Source organism: Aquicoccus sp. SU-CL01552 (assembly GCF_040365005.1).
Lineage (GTDB): Bacteria > Pseudomonadota > Alphaproteobacteria > Rhodobacterales > Rhodobacteraceae > Antarcticimicrobium.
This window is the reverse complement of record NZ_BAABWV010000003.1, coordinates 266,797-284,654: the sequence shown is the minus strand read 5'-3', so window position 1 is coordinate 284,654 and position 17,858 is coordinate 266,797. Positions and strand designations below refer to the sequence as shown.

Annotated in this window: 19 protein-coding genes; 13 read left to right on the top strand and 6 right to left on the bottom strand. The window is 64.5% G+C overall.

The window, feature by feature from the left end; translation table 11 throughout:
* Positions 1 to 198 precede the first annotated feature (198 nt).
* The 4 genes from ABWV23_RS05580 (at position 199) to ABWV23_RS05565 (ending at position 3,147) form a co-directional block, all read left to right on the top strand.
* Positions 199 to 693 carry a hypothetical protein gene (locus ABWV23_RS05580; RefSeq protein ID WP_353345792.1) on the top strand — a complete coding sequence of 165 codons (495 nt, stop codon included), beginning with the start codon at positions 199 to 201 and terminating at the stop codon, positions 691 to 693.
* A 139-nt stretch (positions 694 to 832) separates the two neighbouring features.
* Positions 833 to 1,048 carry a hypothetical protein gene (locus ABWV23_RS05575; RefSeq protein ID WP_353345790.1) on the top strand — a complete coding sequence of 72 codons (216 nt, stop codon included), beginning with the start codon at positions 833 to 835 and terminating at the stop codon, positions 1,046 to 1,048.
* The gene (locus ABWV23_RS05570) at positions 1,045 to 2,469 is read left to right on the top strand and encodes a flagellar hook-length control protein FliK (RefSeq protein ID WP_353345788.1); all 1,425 of its coding nucleotides are present in this window, start codon (positions 1,045 to 1,047) and stop codon (positions 2,467 to 2,469) included. Before ABWV23_RS05575 ends, ABWV23_RS05570 begins: the two co-directional genes overlap by 4 nt.
* A 12-nt stretch (positions 2,470 to 2,481) precedes the next feature.
* Positions 2,482 to 3,147: a flagellar hook assembly protein FlgD gene (locus ABWV23_RS05565; RefSeq protein WP_353345786.1), complete on the top strand. Its 666-nt coding sequence runs from the start codon at positions 2,482 to 2,484 to the stop codon at positions 3,145 to 3,147.
* Positions 3,148 to 3,158: 11 nt separating this feature from the next.
* Here ABWV23_RS05565 and ABWV23_RS05560 read toward each other — a convergent pair whose 3' ends face one another.
* The 5 genes from ABWV23_RS05560 to ABWV23_RS05540 are packed head-to-tail and all read right to left on the bottom strand — an operon-like array spanning position 3,159 to position 6,713.
* On the bottom strand, positions 3,159 to 3,626 hold the full coding sequence (locus ABWV23_RS05560) for a hypothetical protein (RefSeq protein WP_353345784.1): 468 nt from the start codon (positions 3,624 to 3,626) through the stop codon (positions 3,159 to 3,161).
* 12 nt (positions 3,627 to 3,638) lie between these two features.
* Entirely contained in the window at positions 3,639 to 4,436 is a 798-nt protein-coding gene (flgH, locus tag ABWV23_RS05555; RefSeq protein WP_353345834.1) for a flagellar basal body L-ring protein FlgH, read from the bottom strand.
* A gap of 5 nt (positions 4,437 to 4,441) precedes the next feature.
* On the bottom strand, positions 4,442 to 5,149 hold the full coding sequence (flgA, locus tag ABWV23_RS05550; RefSeq protein ID WP_353345782.1) for a flagellar basal body P-ring formation chaperone FlgA: 708 nt from the start codon (positions 5,147 to 5,149) through the stop codon (positions 4,442 to 4,444).
* Between the two features lie 6 nt (positions 5,150 to 5,155).
* Positions 5,156 to 5,941: a flagellar basal-body rod protein FlgG gene (flgG, locus tag ABWV23_RS05545; protein ID WP_353345780.1), complete on the bottom strand. Its 786-nt coding sequence runs from the start codon at positions 5,939 to 5,941 to the stop codon at positions 5,156 to 5,158.
* Positions 5,942 to 5,975: 34 nt separating this feature from the next.
* A complete protein-coding gene (locus tag ABWV23_RS05540) occupies positions 5,976 to 6,713 on the bottom strand; it encodes a flagellar hook-basal body complex protein (protein WP_353345778.1) in 738 nt (245 codons plus the stop codon).
* Between the two features lie 149 nt (positions 6,714 to 6,862).
* Between ABWV23_RS05540 and ABWV23_RS05535 the strand changes: the two genes are divergently transcribed.
* From ABWV23_RS05535 to ABWV23_RS05520, 4 genes are all read left to right on the top strand, one after another.
* A complete protein-coding gene (locus ABWV23_RS05535; protein ID WP_353345776.1) occupies positions 6,863 to 8,680 on the top strand; it encodes a hypothetical protein in 1,818 nt (605 codons plus the stop codon).
* 170 nt (positions 8,681 to 8,850) lie between these two features.
* A complete protein-coding gene (locus tag ABWV23_RS05530; RefSeq protein WP_353345774.1) occupies positions 8,851 to 10,152 on the top strand; it encodes a flagellar hook protein FlgE in 1,302 nt (433 codons plus the stop codon).
* Positions 10,153 to 10,179: 27 nt separating this feature from the next.
* On the top strand, positions 10,180 to 11,592 hold the full coding sequence (gene flgK, locus ABWV23_RS05525) for a flagellar hook-associated protein FlgK (protein ID WP_353345772.1): 1,413 nt from the start codon (positions 10,180 to 10,182) through the stop codon (positions 11,590 to 11,592).
* A 9-nt stretch (positions 11,593 to 11,601) separates the two neighbouring features.
* Positions 11,602 to 12,684, top strand: coding sequence for a flagellin N-terminal helical domain-containing protein (locus ABWV23_RS05520; RefSeq protein WP_353345770.1), 1,083 nt, complete (start codon positions 11,602 to 11,604; stop codon positions 12,682 to 12,684).
* 9 nt (positions 12,685 to 12,693) lie between these two features.
* On the opposite strand, the gene ABWV23_RS05515 is transcribed toward ABWV23_RS05520, so the two are convergent.
* Complete coding sequence (locus ABWV23_RS05515; protein ID WP_353345768.1) at positions 12,694 to 13,446, bottom strand: response regulator transcription factor; 753 nt, start codon at positions 13,444 to 13,446, stop codon at positions 12,694 to 12,696.
* 196 nt (positions 13,447 to 13,642) lie between these two features.
* Between ABWV23_RS05515 and ABWV23_RS05510 the strand changes: the two genes are divergently transcribed.
* From ABWV23_RS05510 to ABWV23_RS05490, 5 genes are all read left to right on the top strand, one after another.
* On the top strand, positions 13,643 to 14,734 hold the full coding sequence (locus tag ABWV23_RS05510; RefSeq protein ID WP_353345766.1) for a flagellar basal body P-ring protein FlgI: 1,092 nt from the start codon (positions 13,643 to 13,645) through the stop codon (positions 14,732 to 14,734).
* A complete protein-coding gene (locus ABWV23_RS05505) occupies positions 14,734 to 15,024 on the top strand; it encodes a rod-binding protein (RefSeq protein ID WP_353345764.1) in 291 nt (96 codons plus the stop codon). Before ABWV23_RS05510 ends, ABWV23_RS05505 begins: the two co-directional genes overlap by 1 nt.
* A 22-nt stretch (positions 15,025 to 15,046) precedes the next feature.
* Positions 15,047 to 15,544: a flagellar biosynthesis protein FlgI gene (locus ABWV23_RS05500; RefSeq protein ID WP_353345762.1), complete on the top strand. Its 498-nt coding sequence runs from the start codon at positions 15,047 to 15,049 to the stop codon at positions 15,542 to 15,544.
* 153 nt (positions 15,545 to 15,697) lie between these two features.
* On the top strand, positions 15,698 to 16,630 hold the full coding sequence (locus ABWV23_RS05495) for a flagellin (protein WP_353345760.1): 933 nt from the start codon (positions 15,698 to 15,700) through the stop codon (positions 16,628 to 16,630).
* A 225-nt stretch (positions 16,631 to 16,855) separates the two neighbouring features.
* Positions 16,856 to 17,809, top strand: a complete 954-nt coding sequence (locus ABWV23_RS05490) for a flagellin (protein WP_353345758.1) — start codon at positions 16,856 to 16,858, stop codon at positions 17,807 to 17,809.
* Positions 17,810 to 17,858: the final 49 nt, after the last annotated feature.

Below are 17,858 nucleotides of genomic sequence, written 5' to 3'. Positions count from 1 at the left end.
TGTGGAGTAAGCTTTTCTTGATAGGCGGTTGAATGCGCACCCGAAATGCCAAGGGTCATCTGGGTCGCCCGGGTGGGCGGACCAGGGCCAGGGTGGAAACACTGGTTACTGTGGGGTTTACAAAGAAGGCATTCTTCTTTCCCGAGAAACTAAATATGGTCTGTATTGCGGAAGTAGGGGCAAAATCTGGGGGCCAGAATGCAAAGCGACGTGGTGTTGGAGCAGATCTGGAGCGGTGCGATCGAGGCCCGCGCGGCTGAAAACATGTCACCCCTGGCGCGGCTGCTGGGGGCGTTGCTGACCGTGCCGATGGTCACGCTGGTCGCCCATGCCGAGGTGGCCCGGCCCTTTGCCATGATGGAGACTGACGAGTTGCTTCCGGGCGCGCCGCTCGGCGATGTGCTGGCCGAGGAACTGGGCCTGGATGTGCCGCGTGATGCGCTCGTCCTGATCGAACCTGTCGGTTTCGCCGACGCCATGTCCTTTTCCGGCCGGGCCCTGGGAGAGGAACTGGGCCGTATCCTGAACGAGATCGCGACCGGTGGCCGGGGTCCGACTGGCGCCCGCGGTACATATCACATCGCCGGGGGCGAGCTGCCCGGCCCGGCGTTGCGGGCCCTGACCCGCGACGTGGCGCGGATCCTGCCCGACGCCGACCGGCCCTCTCGTCCGGACGAACGACGGGTCCGATAGGGCGTCACCGGTCGGGTGACCGTCGGGTTCGGCAACAAATCGAGCGATTTAGCGCCCGTTAAGCATATATATCTTTGCATGTTGTCCTTGCTGTGATTTCCTGTCCGCGACGAAACGTTACGATTTCGCGAGGCAGGTCATGGCAATTTCTTTCGCAACGGCGCGCAAGGCGTCGCTGCTGGATGTGGAGCAGGAGCGCGTTTTGACAGGGCGATGGCAGGTGGATCGCGAGATCGTGGTGGCCCGCGACCTGCGACAGGTGCCTGATACGGTCGAGGACTTGGCACGGCGGCTGGGGCTCAGCCGAAAAAAGCTGCACCTGATCGAAGACCGCGCAGTTGGGGTGACGGGATGAGCACCGCGATCAATCTCGCGTCTCTTCTGACCGGCCTTCGACCGGAGGGCACGGCTGCGTCGGAAAAGGCGACCGAAGGGTTTGCCGCGCTGTTCGGGCAAGCGAATACCGACGCGGCTCTTTCCTTGGTGGGCGATGACGGGACCTCCGGCGCAAAGGTGCGGAAGGATTTGTACAAAAATCTCCTCGGATTGGGCGAAAAGGCCGCCCAACTCGACCCCGAGGGGGACGATCCCGCAGAGACGCTCGAGGCCGTGGCCGAATTGGCGGCGGACCTCGCCACCGCGCTGGCCGGGTACGAGGACGAAACCGGATCGGACCTGGTTGCGAAAGTGCAGGTCGGGTTGACGGACGAAGACCTGAGAGTGGTGACTGACGACGCAGGCATGACAGCCGCGCTTGCCGATCCGATGGCGGCCGTGGAGGCGTTGAAATCTGCCCTTTCGATCGTCACCAGCGCCTTGCGGGACATCAGCGCCTCAGGGATGGCGCGCCGCACGGCGTCCGGGGTGGGCGAAGCAGGCCGGGCGTTTGTACGCGATATCATGGCGGCTGCGGTGCTGCCGGACGGGCTGGAAACTCCACCCGTCGCGAATTCGACGACCGAACCCGCGATCGGGGATCTGGCCGCGACCGTGACACCTGCGACAGGCAGCGCGAGTGCGACGACCGTCGAGACAGCACCTCAAGCAGAGGCGGTGCAAGCGGATCTGGCGGATCTCTTCCCCGCTTTCCGCTCCGGATCGTCGGGGACCACTGGCGACGGCGGTGCTCGGGCGCTCTTGGCGCGGGTCGTGGCGGTGGCGGCCGATCTTTCCGGTGCCTCCGGCCCGGATGTGGCGGCGGGCGCGATTACCGGCGGCGGAACGGGCATCGAGGCGACGGCAATCGCACGGCGCCTTGGGCCGGTCGAGCCGTTGATCACCCCCGAGGATGTTGCCCGTGCGTTGGCGCAGGGCGGCCAGCCAGTGCGGGACCAGGCGACGGGCGCGGTGGCGTCCAGAGAGGCATCTGCCGAGCCGTCGCGCTTTGCGGCGGCGGTGGCGTCGCAGGTCCGCTCGGCCGAGATCGCCGAGGGGCGGACCCGGATCGAGTTGAGCCCACGGGGGCTGGGCACCATCGAGGTGGACGTGACCACCGGATCGGACGGCGCGCTCAAGGTCGTGGTGCGGGCCGAGAACCCGGCGGTGCTGAATGCCCTGCGCGAAGAGCGTGATCTGCTGGCGCAGGTGCTGGGCGGGTTGGACACGGGGTCGCTTGACCTGCAGTCCTTCTCGGACAGCAACGGCCAGGGGCAGCAGGGCGACCAGCCTGCCGGGGCGCCCATGGCCGCTGCAAACGACATGACCGCGACAGGGGCGGACCCCGCACCTGTGCATACATCACAGATCGGCAACGGCCGGTTGGACATCGTGACCTGAGGGGAAACGCAAATGGTGGACGTGATCGCAACGGGAACGACGCAAACGACCGAGACTGCCTCGACCAGTTCGTTGTCGGCTCTGAGCGAGGATTACACCCGGTTCCTGACCCTGTTGACCGCGCAGATCGAGAACCAGGACCCGCTGGAGCCGATGGACAGCACGCAATTCGTCTCGCAGCTTGCGCAGTTGAGCCAGGTGGAACAGGCGGTGCAGTCCAATGCCAACCTCGAAACCCTCTCGGCGCAGTTCGGGTCGCTTTCTGCGGTCGCCGGGGCCAGCATGATCGGCCACGAGGTGACGGTGACCTCCTCCAGCACGATGTTGGAGGACGGGGCCTCGGACGGCTACTACATGCTCCCCGACGGGGCGGCGGAGGTCTCGGCGCAGATCGTTGATCCGCTGGATCGTGTGGTGCGCACCATGACGGGGCTGCCGATTACCACGGGCGAGCTTGTCGAACTGGGCTGGGACGGCAAGGACGACCTGGGTGAGGACGTACTGGACGGCCTCTACTCTGTGCGGCTCACGGCGTTGAATGCCGATGGCGACCAGGTGACCGCCTATACCTATCGCAAGACCGCTGTGCAGGAGGTGCTGTTCGCCGAAGGCGAGCTGTACTACAACCTGACCGGGGATGAGACCGTCGCGACCAGTTCGGTTCTCGCGGTTCGATAGGCCAGCGCGCGTTACTGTCGGGCCTTGTTCGACACCAGGAACTGGTTGATCTGCGCCGATTTGACCGCCGGATAGCTGTTGTGCAGCTTCTGCACGATCTGCTGGGCAAGGGCGACCTTGTCGATCGTGCGCTCTTCACCCGTTTTGACCCAGAGGATGGTCTCTGCCATGTCGGAGACTGAGGCGATCGTGGTGTCCCGCAGCCGGGCCCGGCCGCCGGTGTTGCCAAGCTGCTCGTAGACCGCCGCGTCGGAGACGAACACGTCCAGATCTATGACGATGTGAAGGATGCGTGTCGGTTGCAGAACCTGGAATGTCAGGCTTCCCAACGGCAACTTGTACAGGACCCCGTTGCCCTCGGTCTCCTCGGGGTCGGTCGCAGTGGCGGTCGTCTCGGGCGGAAAGAAATAGCGCCCGAGGGCAAAGCCGGCGCCCCCCATGACGAGGGCCACCAGCGGGATGGCGAGAAGCTTTTTCACCGGATGCTCCGGTCAGTAGGGAAGGACCACGTCCAGGAAGTCCTCGCCGTAACGCGGATTCTGGACCCGGGACAACTGCCCGCGGCCACCGTAGGCAATGCGCGCTTCGGCGATCTTGTCGTAGGGAATGGAGTTGTCGATCTCGATATCGACCGGGCGGATCACGCCTGCAACGCGCAACTCGCGCAGCTCGTTGTTGACCTTCACCTCCTGCCGGCCGGCGATCACGAAGTTGCCGTTCGGCAATTCCTTGACGATCAGGGCGGCGACGCGCAGCTCGATGGTCTCCTTGCGCTTGATCGACCCCTCGCCGGCGGTGCTGGAGGTGGACCCCAGGTCTATGATCGAACCGCCCGTAGGCAGATCCGAGGCATCGACGCCGGGCAGGATCTTGTCGATCTGGCTGCCATAGCCCAGGAACGCCGGGTCGTCCGCGGAGGTGCTGCCGCTGCGGCTGCGTTCCGAGGCATTGCTCAGGCTTGCGCTGTCGTCGATGTTGATCTCGACCGTCAGCAGATCCCCGACCTGCTCGGCCCGGCGGTCGCCGAAAAAGCTGCGGGTGTTCTTGCCCCAAAGGCCCGAGGCCTCGGCGCGTTGCGGCGGGCGCATCGGCTCGGCGTCGGGCATGGGGACGCTGATACGGTTGACCTCGGGCATGGTCGAACCGTCCAGCACCACGTCGCTGAGTTCGGGGTTGCGGTGCTTGCTGTATTCCCCGCAGGCCGCCAGCGCGACCAGGGCGGCCGTGGCCGCCACGGTTCCGACGCGCCCCGGGCGCAGCCGATTACGGGCGGGCTGGGTGAGATGCACGAGGGTCAAAAGCTGGCCTCCACTAATCCATCGGCGCGGGCGACGCCCACGATCGTCTTGTTGCTGCTGAGGTTCACCACCCGGACCTCCTGGCCCAGGTGCGCGTCGGAAATCGCCTTGCCCTCGGCCGAGAGTTGCAGCGTGCCGTAGCTGAGCTGGATCGTCACTCGCTCGCCGCGCGAGATGATGACCGGCGGTTGCACCGATTGCACCTGCACCGGGCGCCCGGGAGAGAGCATCCGGCGCACCTGCATGCCGACCAGCGCCTCGCGCTCGGTCACGGCATAAGCATTGACCCGCGCCCAGGGCAGATTCACCATTTCGATGTCCTCGGCCCGCACGATGTCGTCGGGCATCAGCCGGCGCACCGGCACCGGCACGGGCTGGGTCAGGGTGGCCACGCCCCAGACGCGCCGGACCTCGCCGAGATCGGTGATCACGTTGGCGATGAACTGGCCGGTATCGCGGTCGATCCAGAACTCGCGGATAAAGGACCCCTCGCTGGGCAACCCGTCGGCCATGCGAACGTTGAAGAAGCCGCGCTCGGGCATGGCCGCGCCGAACTCCTGCGCGGCGCGCTCGCTGACAAGGCCCACGATGTCGGCGGCCAGCGCCGGCAGACCCGCCAGCGACATCGCGGCGGCGACAAGCGCACCGGCAAGCCGCCGGGTGTGGGGACTTGGGCGCGAGGGGCTGGTCTGGAAGCGGAACATGTCGTGTTACTTGATCTGGTTGGCGGTGGACAGCATCGCATCGGCGGTTTCGATCGCCTTGGAGTTCATCTCATAGGCGCGCTGGGCCGAGATCAGGTCGGTGATCTGCTGGATGATGTTGACGTTGGAGTTCTCCAGGTACCCCTGACGGATGATGCCGACGCCGGGCTCGCCCGGGTTCACCAGCGTCGGCTCGCCCGAGGCGGTGGTCTCTTCCAGCATGTTGTTGCCGATCGGCTTCATCCCGGCCTCGTTGAGGAAGGTGGCCATGGTGAGCTGGCCCAGTTCGACCGGGACCGGATCGCTGTCGACATAGGCCATCACCACGCCTTCCTGGTTGATCTCGATCTGGCGGGTGTTGTCGGGCACGTTGATGCCGGGGTCGATCTCGTAGCCGTCGAGCGTGACGATCTGGCCCTCGGCGCTGAGCTGGAAGCTGCCGGCGCGGGTATAGGCCTGGGTGCCGTCGGGACGGTTTACCACGAAGAACCCGAGCCCCTCGATGGCCATGTCGAGCTGGTTCTCGGTCTGCGACAGGCCGCCTTGCGTGTTCAGGCGGATCACCCCGGCGCTTTGCACGCCGAGACCCACGTTCATGCCCACCGGGCGCGACGTGCCCTCGGTCGAGGTCAGGGCCCCTTCCTGGCGCATGGATTGATAGATCAGGTCCTGGAACGCTGCCCGGCCGCTCTTGAAGCCGGTGGTGTTGGCGTTGGCGATGTTGTTGGCGATGACGTCGACATTGGTCTGCTGGGCCAGCATCCCGGTCGCCGCGATTCCTAGTGCCTTCATGTTCGGGTCCTCCCCTTGACCGAAGCGCGGCGGTTCAGATCACGCTGCCCAGGCGTTCGATCGCCTGCCGCGTCAGATCGTTGCTGTCGCTCATCAGTTTGGCCGCGCGTTCATAGGCGCGCTGGATGTCCATCAGCCGGGTCAGTTCGATCACCGGCCGTACGTTACTTTGTTCGATGAATCCCTGCGACACCGTGGTGTCGGTCGCCGGGGTGATGTCGGCGCCCGCCTCGCCATAGAGGTACAGGCCGTTGCCGATCGGTACCAGGTTGTCGGCCTCGGGGACGCGAAAGATGCCGATCTGGCCCAGCACCGCCCCTTCGGCGTCGGTGATCGAGCCATCGGTGGAAATGGTGAGGTTCTGACCGACCGCCTGTGGCAGGGTGATCGGCGCGCCGCCCTGGTTCAGCACCGGCGCGCCGGTGAGGGTCGACAGCTGCCCGTCGGCATTGATCGTGAGCCGCCCGTCGCGCCCATAGGCGGTGGCGCCGCCGTCGGTCTGATAGGACAGCCAGCCGGGTCCGGACAGGGCAAGGTCAAGCGAGTTGCCGGTGGCGACAAAGGCGCCCTGGCTGGTGTCGAGATACATTCCGCGATCCTCGACATAGCTGGTCGCGGTGTCCTCGGTTCCTTCCGGCTGGACCGCCTCGAACAGCGGCTGCATCGTCTTGTACCCGGCGGTGGAGGCGTTCGCCATGTTGTGCGCCGACATGTCCATGCTGCGCTGCAGGGCCGAGGCAAGGGAAAGGGAGACGTAATCCGCGTTACTCATGACTGGTTCCGTGGTCCCCAAGGCGCGCCAGCAAGAATAGGCCGGCAAGTTTTCGGTATTATTCCTGTTGCTGCATGGTAAACTATCCATCAATATAAGAACTAAGGCAAGATGTATTTGGTGAAACCCAAGGACAGTCGGCGGTACACATGAAGAAACCGGCAGCGGCTGCGGCAATACTGGCGGGCGGGCTTTCGGCCGGCGGCGTTTGGGCTACCGGGGCGCCGGTCGACGTGTCCGCGCCGGTCGAGCTGATCGCCGTCGCACGCCCCGAGCCGGGCCGACCCGGGCAGGCCGACATGGATCTGCGGCGCTGGCCTGCCGATGGATTTCATCACCATTTGACACAACGCATCGAGGCATTGAGCACCGCGCATGGCCCCGAGCGGGTCCGCGTGTTTCTCGACATGGCCGAACTTTATCTGGGTCACGCGCTGCTGTACGAGGCCCGGTCGATCCTGGACGAGGTGGCACCAAGGTCCCCCGGTGAGACGCGCCGCTGGCGCGCGATGCGGGATGCGGTGCGACTTCTGACCGGGGAGCCCGCTCCCGACTTCGGTGGGTCGCCCTTGGTTGCGGCGTCACGGACGGATCGGGGCATGTGGCTGACGCTGCAGGCGATCGCCACCGACGACGAGGTGATGCTGCGCAACAATCTGGCCGACGCGCTCGCGGTGCTGGCCGATCAGACCCGGCCGATCGCGCGCCTGTTGCTGCCGATTTTCACCGAAGCGGCGGTCGAGGCTGGCGAGACCCGCCAGGCGGAGCGGGCGGTTTCGCTGCTGGAGGGCGTGCCCGACCTGTTCGACGCGCCGGTGGGGTACTTTTTGCGGGGCCGGGCGGCCGAGGTGCAGGGACAGGCGCGAACCGCGCTGGAACTTTACTTCGCGGCCAGCGACGGCTGGGATCTGTACGCGGCGCGGGCGCGGCTGGCGCTGGCCGACATGGCGCTGGCCGATGGGGGCAGGGGCGCGCTGCTGGCGGCGCGGGACGTGTTGGAATACGGGGCAGGGGCCTGGCGCGGCGATCAGTACGAGCGCGAGCTGCTGCGCCGGCTTGGTGGAATTTACGCCGCGACCGGCGATCCCTTCAAGGCGCTGGTCGCGCATGGCAAGCTGATGCAGCGCTTTCCCGGCACCGAGGCGGCCGAGGAGGCGGTCGAGAGGGCGCGGATCGACATGGCGGCGGCCTACCGCGAGGGGGTCGAGGGGAAATTGCCGCTGGCGGAATGGTTGCCGGTTCACATGAGCCTGGTGCCGCTCTATCGCTATTTCCCTGATTTCGCGCTGTATTCCGAGGCGCTTGCGGATCGGGCGCTGGAGGTTGGCGGAACCGACCTGGCGGCGGGCGAGTATCGCCGGGCGATCGCGCTGGTCGAGGAGCTGGCCGAGCTGTCGGAACAACCCGCGGATCCCGAGCGTCTTGTAAGGCTGCGGCTAAAGCTGGCGCGCGCACTGTCGCAAGGCGGGCGCTATGCCGGGGCGCGTGACGTGTTGGACGGGATCGGCGTGCCGGGGAACCCCGAGCAGCGCGAACAGGTCAACGCGCTGAAGGCCAGCGTTCTTTCCGAACTGGGCGATTTCGACCGGGTGCGCAGGACCTATGTGGCTGATCCCGACGCCCAGAGCTTGCGCGACCTTGCCTTGGCCCTCTGGTCGGACGGGCGCTGGGATGGCGCGATCGTGTTCTATCGCCGGCTGTGGACGACCTTCCCAGAGGAGTTCACCGCGCGCGATGCTTCCTACCTGCTGCTGGCGGCCCGCAAATCCGGTGACGACAGGACCGCGGGCGAAATCGTGGCGGCGTTTCCGGGGCTGACCGACTCCGAGACCTGGGTGAATGTCGCCACCAGCCTGATCGAGACCCCAGCGCCGCTGGAGCCGCTCAGCAAGGGAGCGGCCGATACCCGCCTTGAAAGCGCGGAGCGGGCGGTTGGCGCCATCGACGGGGCAGAGGTCGGGCTCTGACATCCTCGGATGGTCGGCCCGGGTTATCGCGGCACATGCGGAAGGCGGACAAGAGGTTCTTGTGCTTTCCTTGCTTTCGCATTGGTTTTTCTTGAACTTTTAACTTGCCTTAAAGCGCGGTCGTGTATTCCTTGTTGAAAAAGCGTCAACGACAAGAACAAGAGGCGGTCATGAGCATTTCAAGCGCACTCCAAATCGGGGTCAGCGGGTTACAGGCCAATTCCACGGCCGTGGCCGGGATTTCCGAGAATATCGCCAATGCCAACACGGTTGGGTACAAGCGCGGGTTTTCCCATTTCGTCACGACGGCGGCCACGGGCGGCGCGGCTGAGGGTGTGCTGTCGGTCGCGGCAGTCGACGAAATGGAAATCACCCAGGCCGGCAGTCTGATCGCAACGGATTCCTCGACCGACCTGGCGATCAGCGGCGACGGCTTTTTCGCGGTGTCCCTGCGGCCGGACGAGACAGTGCAGACCAACTACATGCTGACGCGCGCCGGGTCGTTCCTGCCGGACGAGGACGGGAACCTGGTGAACGCGGCCGGGTACTACCTGGCCGGCTATCGGTACGATCTCGACGAAACGCTTCCCGATGTCGATCGTGGCACCTTCACCGACATGGAGACGGTGAACATCGGCAACATCACCCTGTCGGCGGCGGCGACCACCGAGATTTCGACCATCGGCAACCTGCCGGCGCAAGAGTCGGGCCTGACCACGCCGGGGGCGCCGTTCACGAACTCATCGGAGTTTTTCACCCCGCTCGGCGCCTCGGAGCGCCTCAGCTTTTCCTGGCAGCCGACCACGACCGACAACCAGTGGGACGTCACGATCAGCGACGGTGACGGCACCGCGCTGGGCACGGTGACGGTGGAGTTCAACGATTCCGGTTCCCTCGCGGGCTCGCCCTCTGCCTATTCCGATGTGACCTCGACCGCCACCGCGCCGGCGGGGTTCACCTTTGACACCGCGACCGGCGAGGCCACGGTCACCGTGGACAGCGGCGGCACCCCGCAGACGATCACCGTCAACCTGGGCACCCCGGACGAGTTCGACGGGGTCACCCAGTTCGCTGGCGACTTCAGCCAGACCTTCACCCGCGACGGCTCGAGCGTGGGCGAGGTGATCCGGACCGAGATCGACGAGGACGGCATTCTCTACGGTATCTTCGACAACGGCCAGCGCCGCGCGCTGTACGAGATCCCGGTCGCGACGGTGGCCAACCCGAACGGGCTGTACGAGATGAGTGGCAATGCCTACGGGCTGACCGTCGATACCGGCACCTTCCTGGCGTTGCAGGCGAACACCGGGTCCACGGGCGCCATCAGTTCCGGCCAGTTGGAGAGCTCCAACGTGGATATCGCCGAGGAGATGACCGACCTGATCAAGGCCCAGCGCGCGTTTTCCTCCAACGCCAAGGTGATCACCACGGTGGACGAGATGATGAGTGAGACCGCGTCGCTCAAACGCTGATCTGAGTCGGCCTTCAGGGGATAACCCATGAGTCTTTCCAGTGCGCTGAACGCGGCATCGACGGGTCTGGCGACGACCCAGACCCAGACCCAAGTCGTGGCCGACAACATCGCGAATGCGATGACGCCGGGCTATGTCCAGCGTGAAGCGGTCATCGTAACCACCAGTACCGGCGGGTCGGCCGTGTCCGAGGTGCGGCGCGATGTCGATGCGGCGCTGGTGCGCATGGCGCGTACCGAAAGCGGAAAGATGGCCAGCCTGGAGGCGATCCAGGAGGGGTTGACCAGTTACACGCTCTATCTTGGCCAGCCGGGGGACGGGCTGTCGCCGGCGGACAAGTTCTCGGCCTTCAACACGGCGATGACGACGCTGGTCAACATGCCTTCTTCGACCGGGGCGCAAACGGCCGCCGTCTATGCCGCCGAGGATCTGGCGGCCTCGATCCGGGGCGCCAGCGACACGCTGGGCAGCCTGCAGGTCGAGGTGGACATGGAGATCCGCTACGAGGTCGCCGACCTGAACCAGGCCCTCTACGATCTGGCCGACCTGAACAAGACCATGCGCGATTACGAGCCGGGGACGATCGAGGCGGCGCAGGTGGCCGACTCGATGGACGGGTTGCTCGACCAGGTGGCCGAGATCGTCGGGGTACGGATCACGGAATCCTCCGACGGCCAGATCAGCGTGTACACCACCGGGGGCGCGGCGCTTCTGGAGGGGACGCAAGTGCAGGATGTCACCTACTCCGCCGGCGATGGGCGCTTCTTTGCCGGCGAGGCCGAGATTACCCCGGGCGTGGATGGTGTGCGTGGGATCGAAGAGGGCAGCCTTGCGGGGCTGGCGGAACTGAATGGCGACATCCTTCCGCGCTTCCAGTTGCAGCTGGACGAATATGCGCGCGGCCTGATCGAGGCGTTCGAGGGCGCCGATGCCTCGCTTTCGGCGGGCGAGGCCGGCCTTTTCACCGACAACGGCAGCGCCTTTGACGCCACCGAACTAAATGGGCTGGCCAGCCGTATCCGGGTGAACGACGCGGTCAGCAGCTCCGGCGACAGCGAAGTATGGCGCATGCGCGACGGCATGTCCGCCACCGCCGAGGGAGCGGCTTCCGACGCAACCCAGATCCAGGGATTCATCGACGCGCTCGACACCCCGGTCGGCGCCGACGCTGATACCGGGCTGTACGCCGGGATTTCGGTTGCGGATTTCGCCGCCGAGATGATTTCGAGCCAGTCGGCCGAACGTGCGCGGGTGGAAAGCAGTTACAACGCGGCGGTTTCCGCCGCCGAAATGGTACAGGCGTCGCGCGAGAACGTCGAAGGGGTGAGTATCGACGACGAATTGCAACAGCTCATGCTGATCGAGCAGAGCTATGCCGCGAATTCCAAGATGCTGACAGCCGTGGCCGAGATGCTCGACACGCTGTTGGCCGCAGTCTGAGGATAAGTCATGAGCTGGAACATTAGCGGTGTCTCTTCGATGCAGTTCAGCTATTCCAACCGCCTGAACGTGGCCCGCGTGACCGAGCAGTTGCAGATCGCCGGCCAGGAACTGGCGACCGGGCGCAAGGCGGATGTGTTCGCCGATCTCGGTCCGCGCGCCTCGATCGCGTTGACGTTACGCGCGACCGAGGAGAACACCCAGACCTACCTGACCGTGAACGAGGTTCTGGACAGCAAGCTGGAGGCCATGCTGTCCGCGGTCGACACGGCGCGCAACGGTGCCGCGGAGGTGCTCCAGAACACGCTGATCAACGCCACGAACCCTACGTTGGGGGCGGATGCGCTGCAAACCCAGGCCCGTGCGACACTGGAGAGTATCATCGGTACGCTGAACATCAGCTTCAACGGCGATTTCCTGTTTTCCGGGACCGAAAGCGGCAGCGCGCCGCTGACCCGCTGGGAAGAGGAAAGCGGGGCGACCGGCCTTTCACCCGAAGAGGTGCTGTCGGATATCGTCGGATCCGGCCCGACGACCGTTGCCGAGGCCGAGGCGATGTTCGATGAGATCGACGCGTTCTTTTCCTCCACGAATACCACGGATCCCGATCGCAACTTCGAGGCCACCTTTTACAACGGCACACCTTTGCTGGACGACAGCGGCGATCCGAACACCCGGGTAACCGCGCGGATCATGGAAGGGCAACAGCTGGATTACGGCGTTCAGGCAAACGATCCGGCCTTTCTGGACACGATCAAGGGGCTTGCCATGCTCTCGGTCGTCGACGTCAGCCAGATCGAGGACGAGGCAACATATGCGAGTTGGATGGCCGAGGTGAGCGATACGCTCGGCAGGGGCGTGCAGGACATGCTGACCATCTCGGCGGGCATCGGGTTCAACCAACAGGTGGTGGTCAACGCGCAGTCCCAGCTTGAGGATATTTCGCTGGTGCAGCAGACCCAGATCGGCAACTACGAGAACGTCGATCCCTATGAGGCCGCCACCATGGTTACCAGCCTGGAGACCCAGTTGCAGGCCAGCTACAGCGTCACCGCGCGGCTGTCGCAACTGTCCTTGCTGAACTACCTCTGATCCGGGACGTCAGGCGCGGGCCTCGAGGGGCCGGGCCCGGGGCGAACCCTGCTGTTCGGGGTTGGGCAGATCGAACTCCTCGGGCGCGCTCAGCTTGTAGCCGCGGCCATGGACCGTCTCGATGTACTGTGATCCGCTGGTGGCGGCGGCGGCAATCTTCTTGCGCAGCTTGCAGATATAGACGTCGATCACCTTGTCAAAGGGTTGATCCGCGCTCATCCCGTAGACCGCGTCATAGATCGCGTTCTTCGAGATCACCCTGTTGGAGTTCAGCGCAAGATGCTGAAAGATCGAGTGTTCGCGCTTTGACAGCTTGATGCGGGCCCCGGAAACGATGGGGTCCCGCCCGTCGAAGAAAGCGGTCAACTCACCCACTTCGACGCTTTCGGCGGCATGGCCGTGGAACCGGCGGACGATGGAATTGATCCGCGATACCACCTCGCTTCCCTTGATCGGGCTGACGATGACATCATCGGCTCCCCGATCAAGGGCCGCCGAGGTATCCTGTGAATTGCGAAAATCGCGCAGGACGATGACGGGGTTGGCGCAACCGGCCTTGCGGATGGTGCGGATCTGGGCGTGGGTGTTGTCGGACTCTCCGATCAGGATCGCCCGGACCTCGTTGCCCGGCTGCGTCAGCGGCGCCAGGCCGGTCTCGAAAAAGTCCTCGCCCACGAACAGAGGCTCGACACCCGCGTTCTCAAGCTCAGCCGTCAGAGAGGGCTGCCGTTTCTCGCGTGGTTCGAAAACATAGGCGCGCATGAACACCTCCGTTCCCGCTGCTATTCATTGCTATCCTTTATCGCTAGCAAGGAAAGGTAGGAAGTTCAATAATAAAGTTGCGAATGTGCAAGTTTAAAAGCAACTGTATATGGACTTGGCAAAAACAAACCGATAGGGTTTCTTTCAGGGACCAGGGGTGAGGTCGATGTCTGTATTTGGGGCTCTGGCGAATGGAATGGCTGCGGTTGCCTTGGGGGCGGCGTGCCTTTTTGCGTCCCCGGTCGGCGCCGATGTCCGGATCAAGGATATCGCCAGTTTCGAGGGCGTGCGCGAAAACCACCTGATCGGCTACGGGCTGGTGGTCGGTCTGCTCGGGACCGGCGACCGGATGACCAACAGCCCGTTCACCCGCGAGGCCATCAAGGGCATGCTGGAGCGACTGGGTGTCGCCAATCTTGATGGCGATCTGTTGAAGACCAAGAACACCGCCGCCGTCATGGTCACCGCCAAGCTTCCGCCCTTTGCTCGGCGCGGGTCGCCGATAGATGTCAATGTCGCCTCGCTCGGCGATGCCACCAGCCTGCGCGGCGGGACCCTTCTGGTTACGCCACTGTCGGGCGCCGACGGCGAGGTCTATGCCGTGGCGCAGGGGCCGGTCGCCGTCTCGGGGTTCCTGGCGCAGGCAAACGCCGGCAGTGTGCAGGAGGGGGTGCCGACCATCGCCCGCGTCGACAGCGGCGCCATCGTCGAGCGCGAGGTCGGTTTCGAGCTGCGCGAGCTGGACAGTTTCCGCATCGCGCTGGGCGTGCCCGACTTTACCACTGCCGCGCGGATCGGGGACGCGGTCAATGCCGCCTTGGGCGGCGGCTCTGCCCGGGTGCTCGATCCGGGAACCGTCGAGGTGCGGCTTCCGGGCAAGGGCGACGTGGCCGAGACCGTGGCCGCGATCGAGAACCTGACGGTGCAGCCCGACAGCACCGCGCGCGTCGTCGTGGACGAGAAATCCGGCACCATCGTGATCGGGGCAAACGTGCGGATCGGCCAGGTCGCGATCAGCCAGGGCGGCCTGACGGTGCGGGTGCGCGAGCGGTTCAACGTGAGCCAGCCAAGCCCGATCAGCATCGGCGGCACCACCGTCGTCGTGCCGGAATCCGATATCGACGTGGAAGAGCGCGAAAGCAAGTTCACCATTCTGCAGGGCGACGTCAGCCTTCAGGATCTGGTCGACGGGCTGAACGCGATCGGCGTCGGCGCGCGCCAGACCATTTCGATCCTGCAGGCGATCAAGGCCTCGGGCGCGCTGCACGCGGACCTGGAGATCATCTGATGTCGACCCCCCCGATCATGCCGGGACCGGCCGCAACCGCCAATACCGAGGTTTCTGCCGCCGACAAGGCCCGGAACGAACGGCTCGGTCGCGAGTTCGAGACGGTGTTCCTCAGCCAGTTCGTCGACGAGATGATGAGCACGATCGACTACGGGCCGGCGTCGGGCGGGCAGGGGGCCGAGATGTGGCGGTCGTTCATGTCGCAGGCGCTGGCCGAAAAGCTGGCCGAGCGCGGCGGGCTCGGGCTGGGCGCCAATATCGAGCAGATGCTCGACGCGTACAGGCGCTGACATGAAATCGAGGGGCGCGAACATGGTGACGAAACGCAAATCCCGGATCGGCCAGCGCCTGCAGGCGCGCCGTGATGCGCCCTCCGGAACCGCCCGGGTCCTGACCGAAACGGACGAGGCGAACATCGCCGCCTATACCGACAAGGTGGGCGAGGCGGTGACGCTGCTGAACGAAGAGGTCGTCGCCCTGACCGAGGGGCGGTTCCAGGTCGTGAGCGAACTTTTTGATCGCAAGGCATCGGTGCTGAAATGGCTTGAACTGCGGCTGCCGCTGGTCGAGCCCTTCCTTCAGCACGAGGCGGCGGTTTCACGCGGCCTGCCCGAACGGATGCAGGAGCTTCAGGCCGCGGTCAGCGCCGACAGCGAGATGTTGCAACGCATGGCCACCGCCGCCGGCACCATCGTGCGAGAGATCCGCAAGGCCACCGAACGCAACGGGCTGAGCGGCCTTTATGGCAAGTCGGGGCAGAAGATCGGCGGCGAAGAGGGGGGCAAGCTGCGCATAGACCGCGAGTTTTGACCCCGGGTACAACCCGAAATACACGAAACCCTTTGCGTTGCCTTAATTTGGCCGTTTATATCCTCAATATTGGTTCATGGCCGAAAATCGGTTCATGGCCAGAAACAGTCAGAAGACTGAACAACAAGAAACGAGAACTGAGGAGAGCATTAAATGTCGTCCATTCTCACCAATACCTCCGCGATGAACGCGCTGCAGGCACTGCGCACCGTCAACAGCAACCTGGAAACCTCGCAGGACCGGATCTCGTCCGGCCTCAAGGTGTCCTCGGGCAAGGACAACGCGGCCTATTTCCAGATTTCCGAGACGATGAAGGGCGACAGCAGCGCCTTCGGCTCGATCAACGAAGGGCTGTCGCTGACCAAGAACTCGATCTCGACCGCGCGCCTTGGCGCCGAAACCATCCAGGACCTGTCGCAGCAGTTCCTCGACAAGGTGGCCTTCGCACAGGGCGCAACCGGCGGCCATGGCGAGATCGAGAATGATCTGCTCGAGCTGGTCAAGCAGATGGAATCCACCCTGAGCCAGTCGACCTTCAACGGCGACGATCTGCTGGGGGCGGATACGTATGGCTCTCCTGCAACGGCAGGATCCATTGCTGCAGCTACCGGCGTTTTGACTGCAACCACCGGTGACGCTACGGCTGGTGTGGCGCGCAACGTCGTGACAGGCGTCAGCCGTGCAGGCGGTACCTATGCTGCCACCACCATGGTTGTCGATACGCACGACATGGCAGAGCTCGTCGCGGATTTTAAGATCATTGCGACCGCCTTTGAAACCAATGCCACGGCGTCCACCGGCGCGGCCTTCCTGTCCGGGGCCCTGGCCTCGACCGAGGGCGTTGTCGGCAACGTGACCGACATCGCGACCAAGCTTGGCCAGGCCGAGACGGCAATCGAGGGCCAGCAGGAGTTCCTGTCGGCGCTGACCGACACGCTGGATACCGGCGTGAGCGCGATGATCGACGCCGACATGGAAGAAGAGGCCGCGCGCCTGCAGGCCTACCAGGTCCAGCAGCAGCTGGCGACGCAATCGCTGTCGATTGCCAACCAGCAGCCGCAGAACGTCCTGAGCCTGTTCCAGTAACCGGCTTGCCGCCAGGGGGCGTCTCCTGGCGGCTTGTTCTTTCACGGATGTTTCGGGCGGTAGGGCCGCGCACTGAACGCGCGTTTCGAACCCGGATACAGCCTGAAAGTTCGTTAAGCGGTAGCCTTGCTTGGATCCGGGCATTAGCATTCCCGATACTGGCTTTATGGCGAGAAACAGTCAGAAGACTGAACAACAAGAAACGAGAACTGAGGAGAGCATTAAATGTCGTCCATTCTCACCAATACCTCCGCGATGAACGCGCTGCAGGCACTGCGCACCGTCAACACCAACCTGGAAACCTCGCAGGACCGGATCTCGTCCGGCCTCAAGGTGTCCTCGGGCAAGGACAACGCGGCCTATTTCCAGATTTCCGAGACGATGAAGGGCGACAGCAGCGCCTTCAGCTCGATCAACGAGGGGCTGTCGCTGACCAAGAACTCGATCTCGACCGCGCGCCTTGGCGCCGAAACCATTCAGGACCTGTCGCAGCAGTTCCTCGATAAGGTAGCCTTCGCACAGGGTGCAACCGGCGGCCATGGCGAGATCGAGAATGATCTGCTCGAGTTGGTCAAGCAGATGGAATCTACCCTGAGCCAGTCGACCTTCAACGGCGATGACATGCTGGGTGCCGGCTCTTATTCTGATGCTGTCACCGCCAGCACAGGCGTTACCGTGGGTTCGGTCGCTCCGGCCGACGGTGCTTTGACAACATCAGCGAACAATGACACCTCTGTTGGCGCGACGCGCAATGTCGTGACCGGCGTCGGCCGCGCGGGCGGGACTTACGCCGCCACCACCATGGCTGTCGACACGCATGACATGGCTACGCTGGTCGCGAACTTCAAAGTCATTGCCACTGGCTTCGAATCCAACGCGACTTCGGCTACCGGCGCGGCCTTCTTGTCCGGTGTCCTGGCTTCGACCGAGGGCGTTGTCGGAAACGTGACCGACATCGCGACCAAGCTCGGCCAGGCCGAGACCGCGATCGAGGGCCAGCAGGAGTTCCTGTCGGCACTGACCGATACGCTGGATTCCGGCGTCAGCGCGATGATCGACGCCGACATGGAGGAAGAGGCCGCGCGCCTGCAGGCCTATCAGGTCCAGCAGCAGCTGGCGACGCAATCGCTTTCGATTGCCAACCAGCAGCCGCAGAACGTCCTGAGTCTGTTCCAGTAACGGGTTTTCGTCAGGGGGCGTCCCCTGATGTTTTTCACGAGTACCCCGG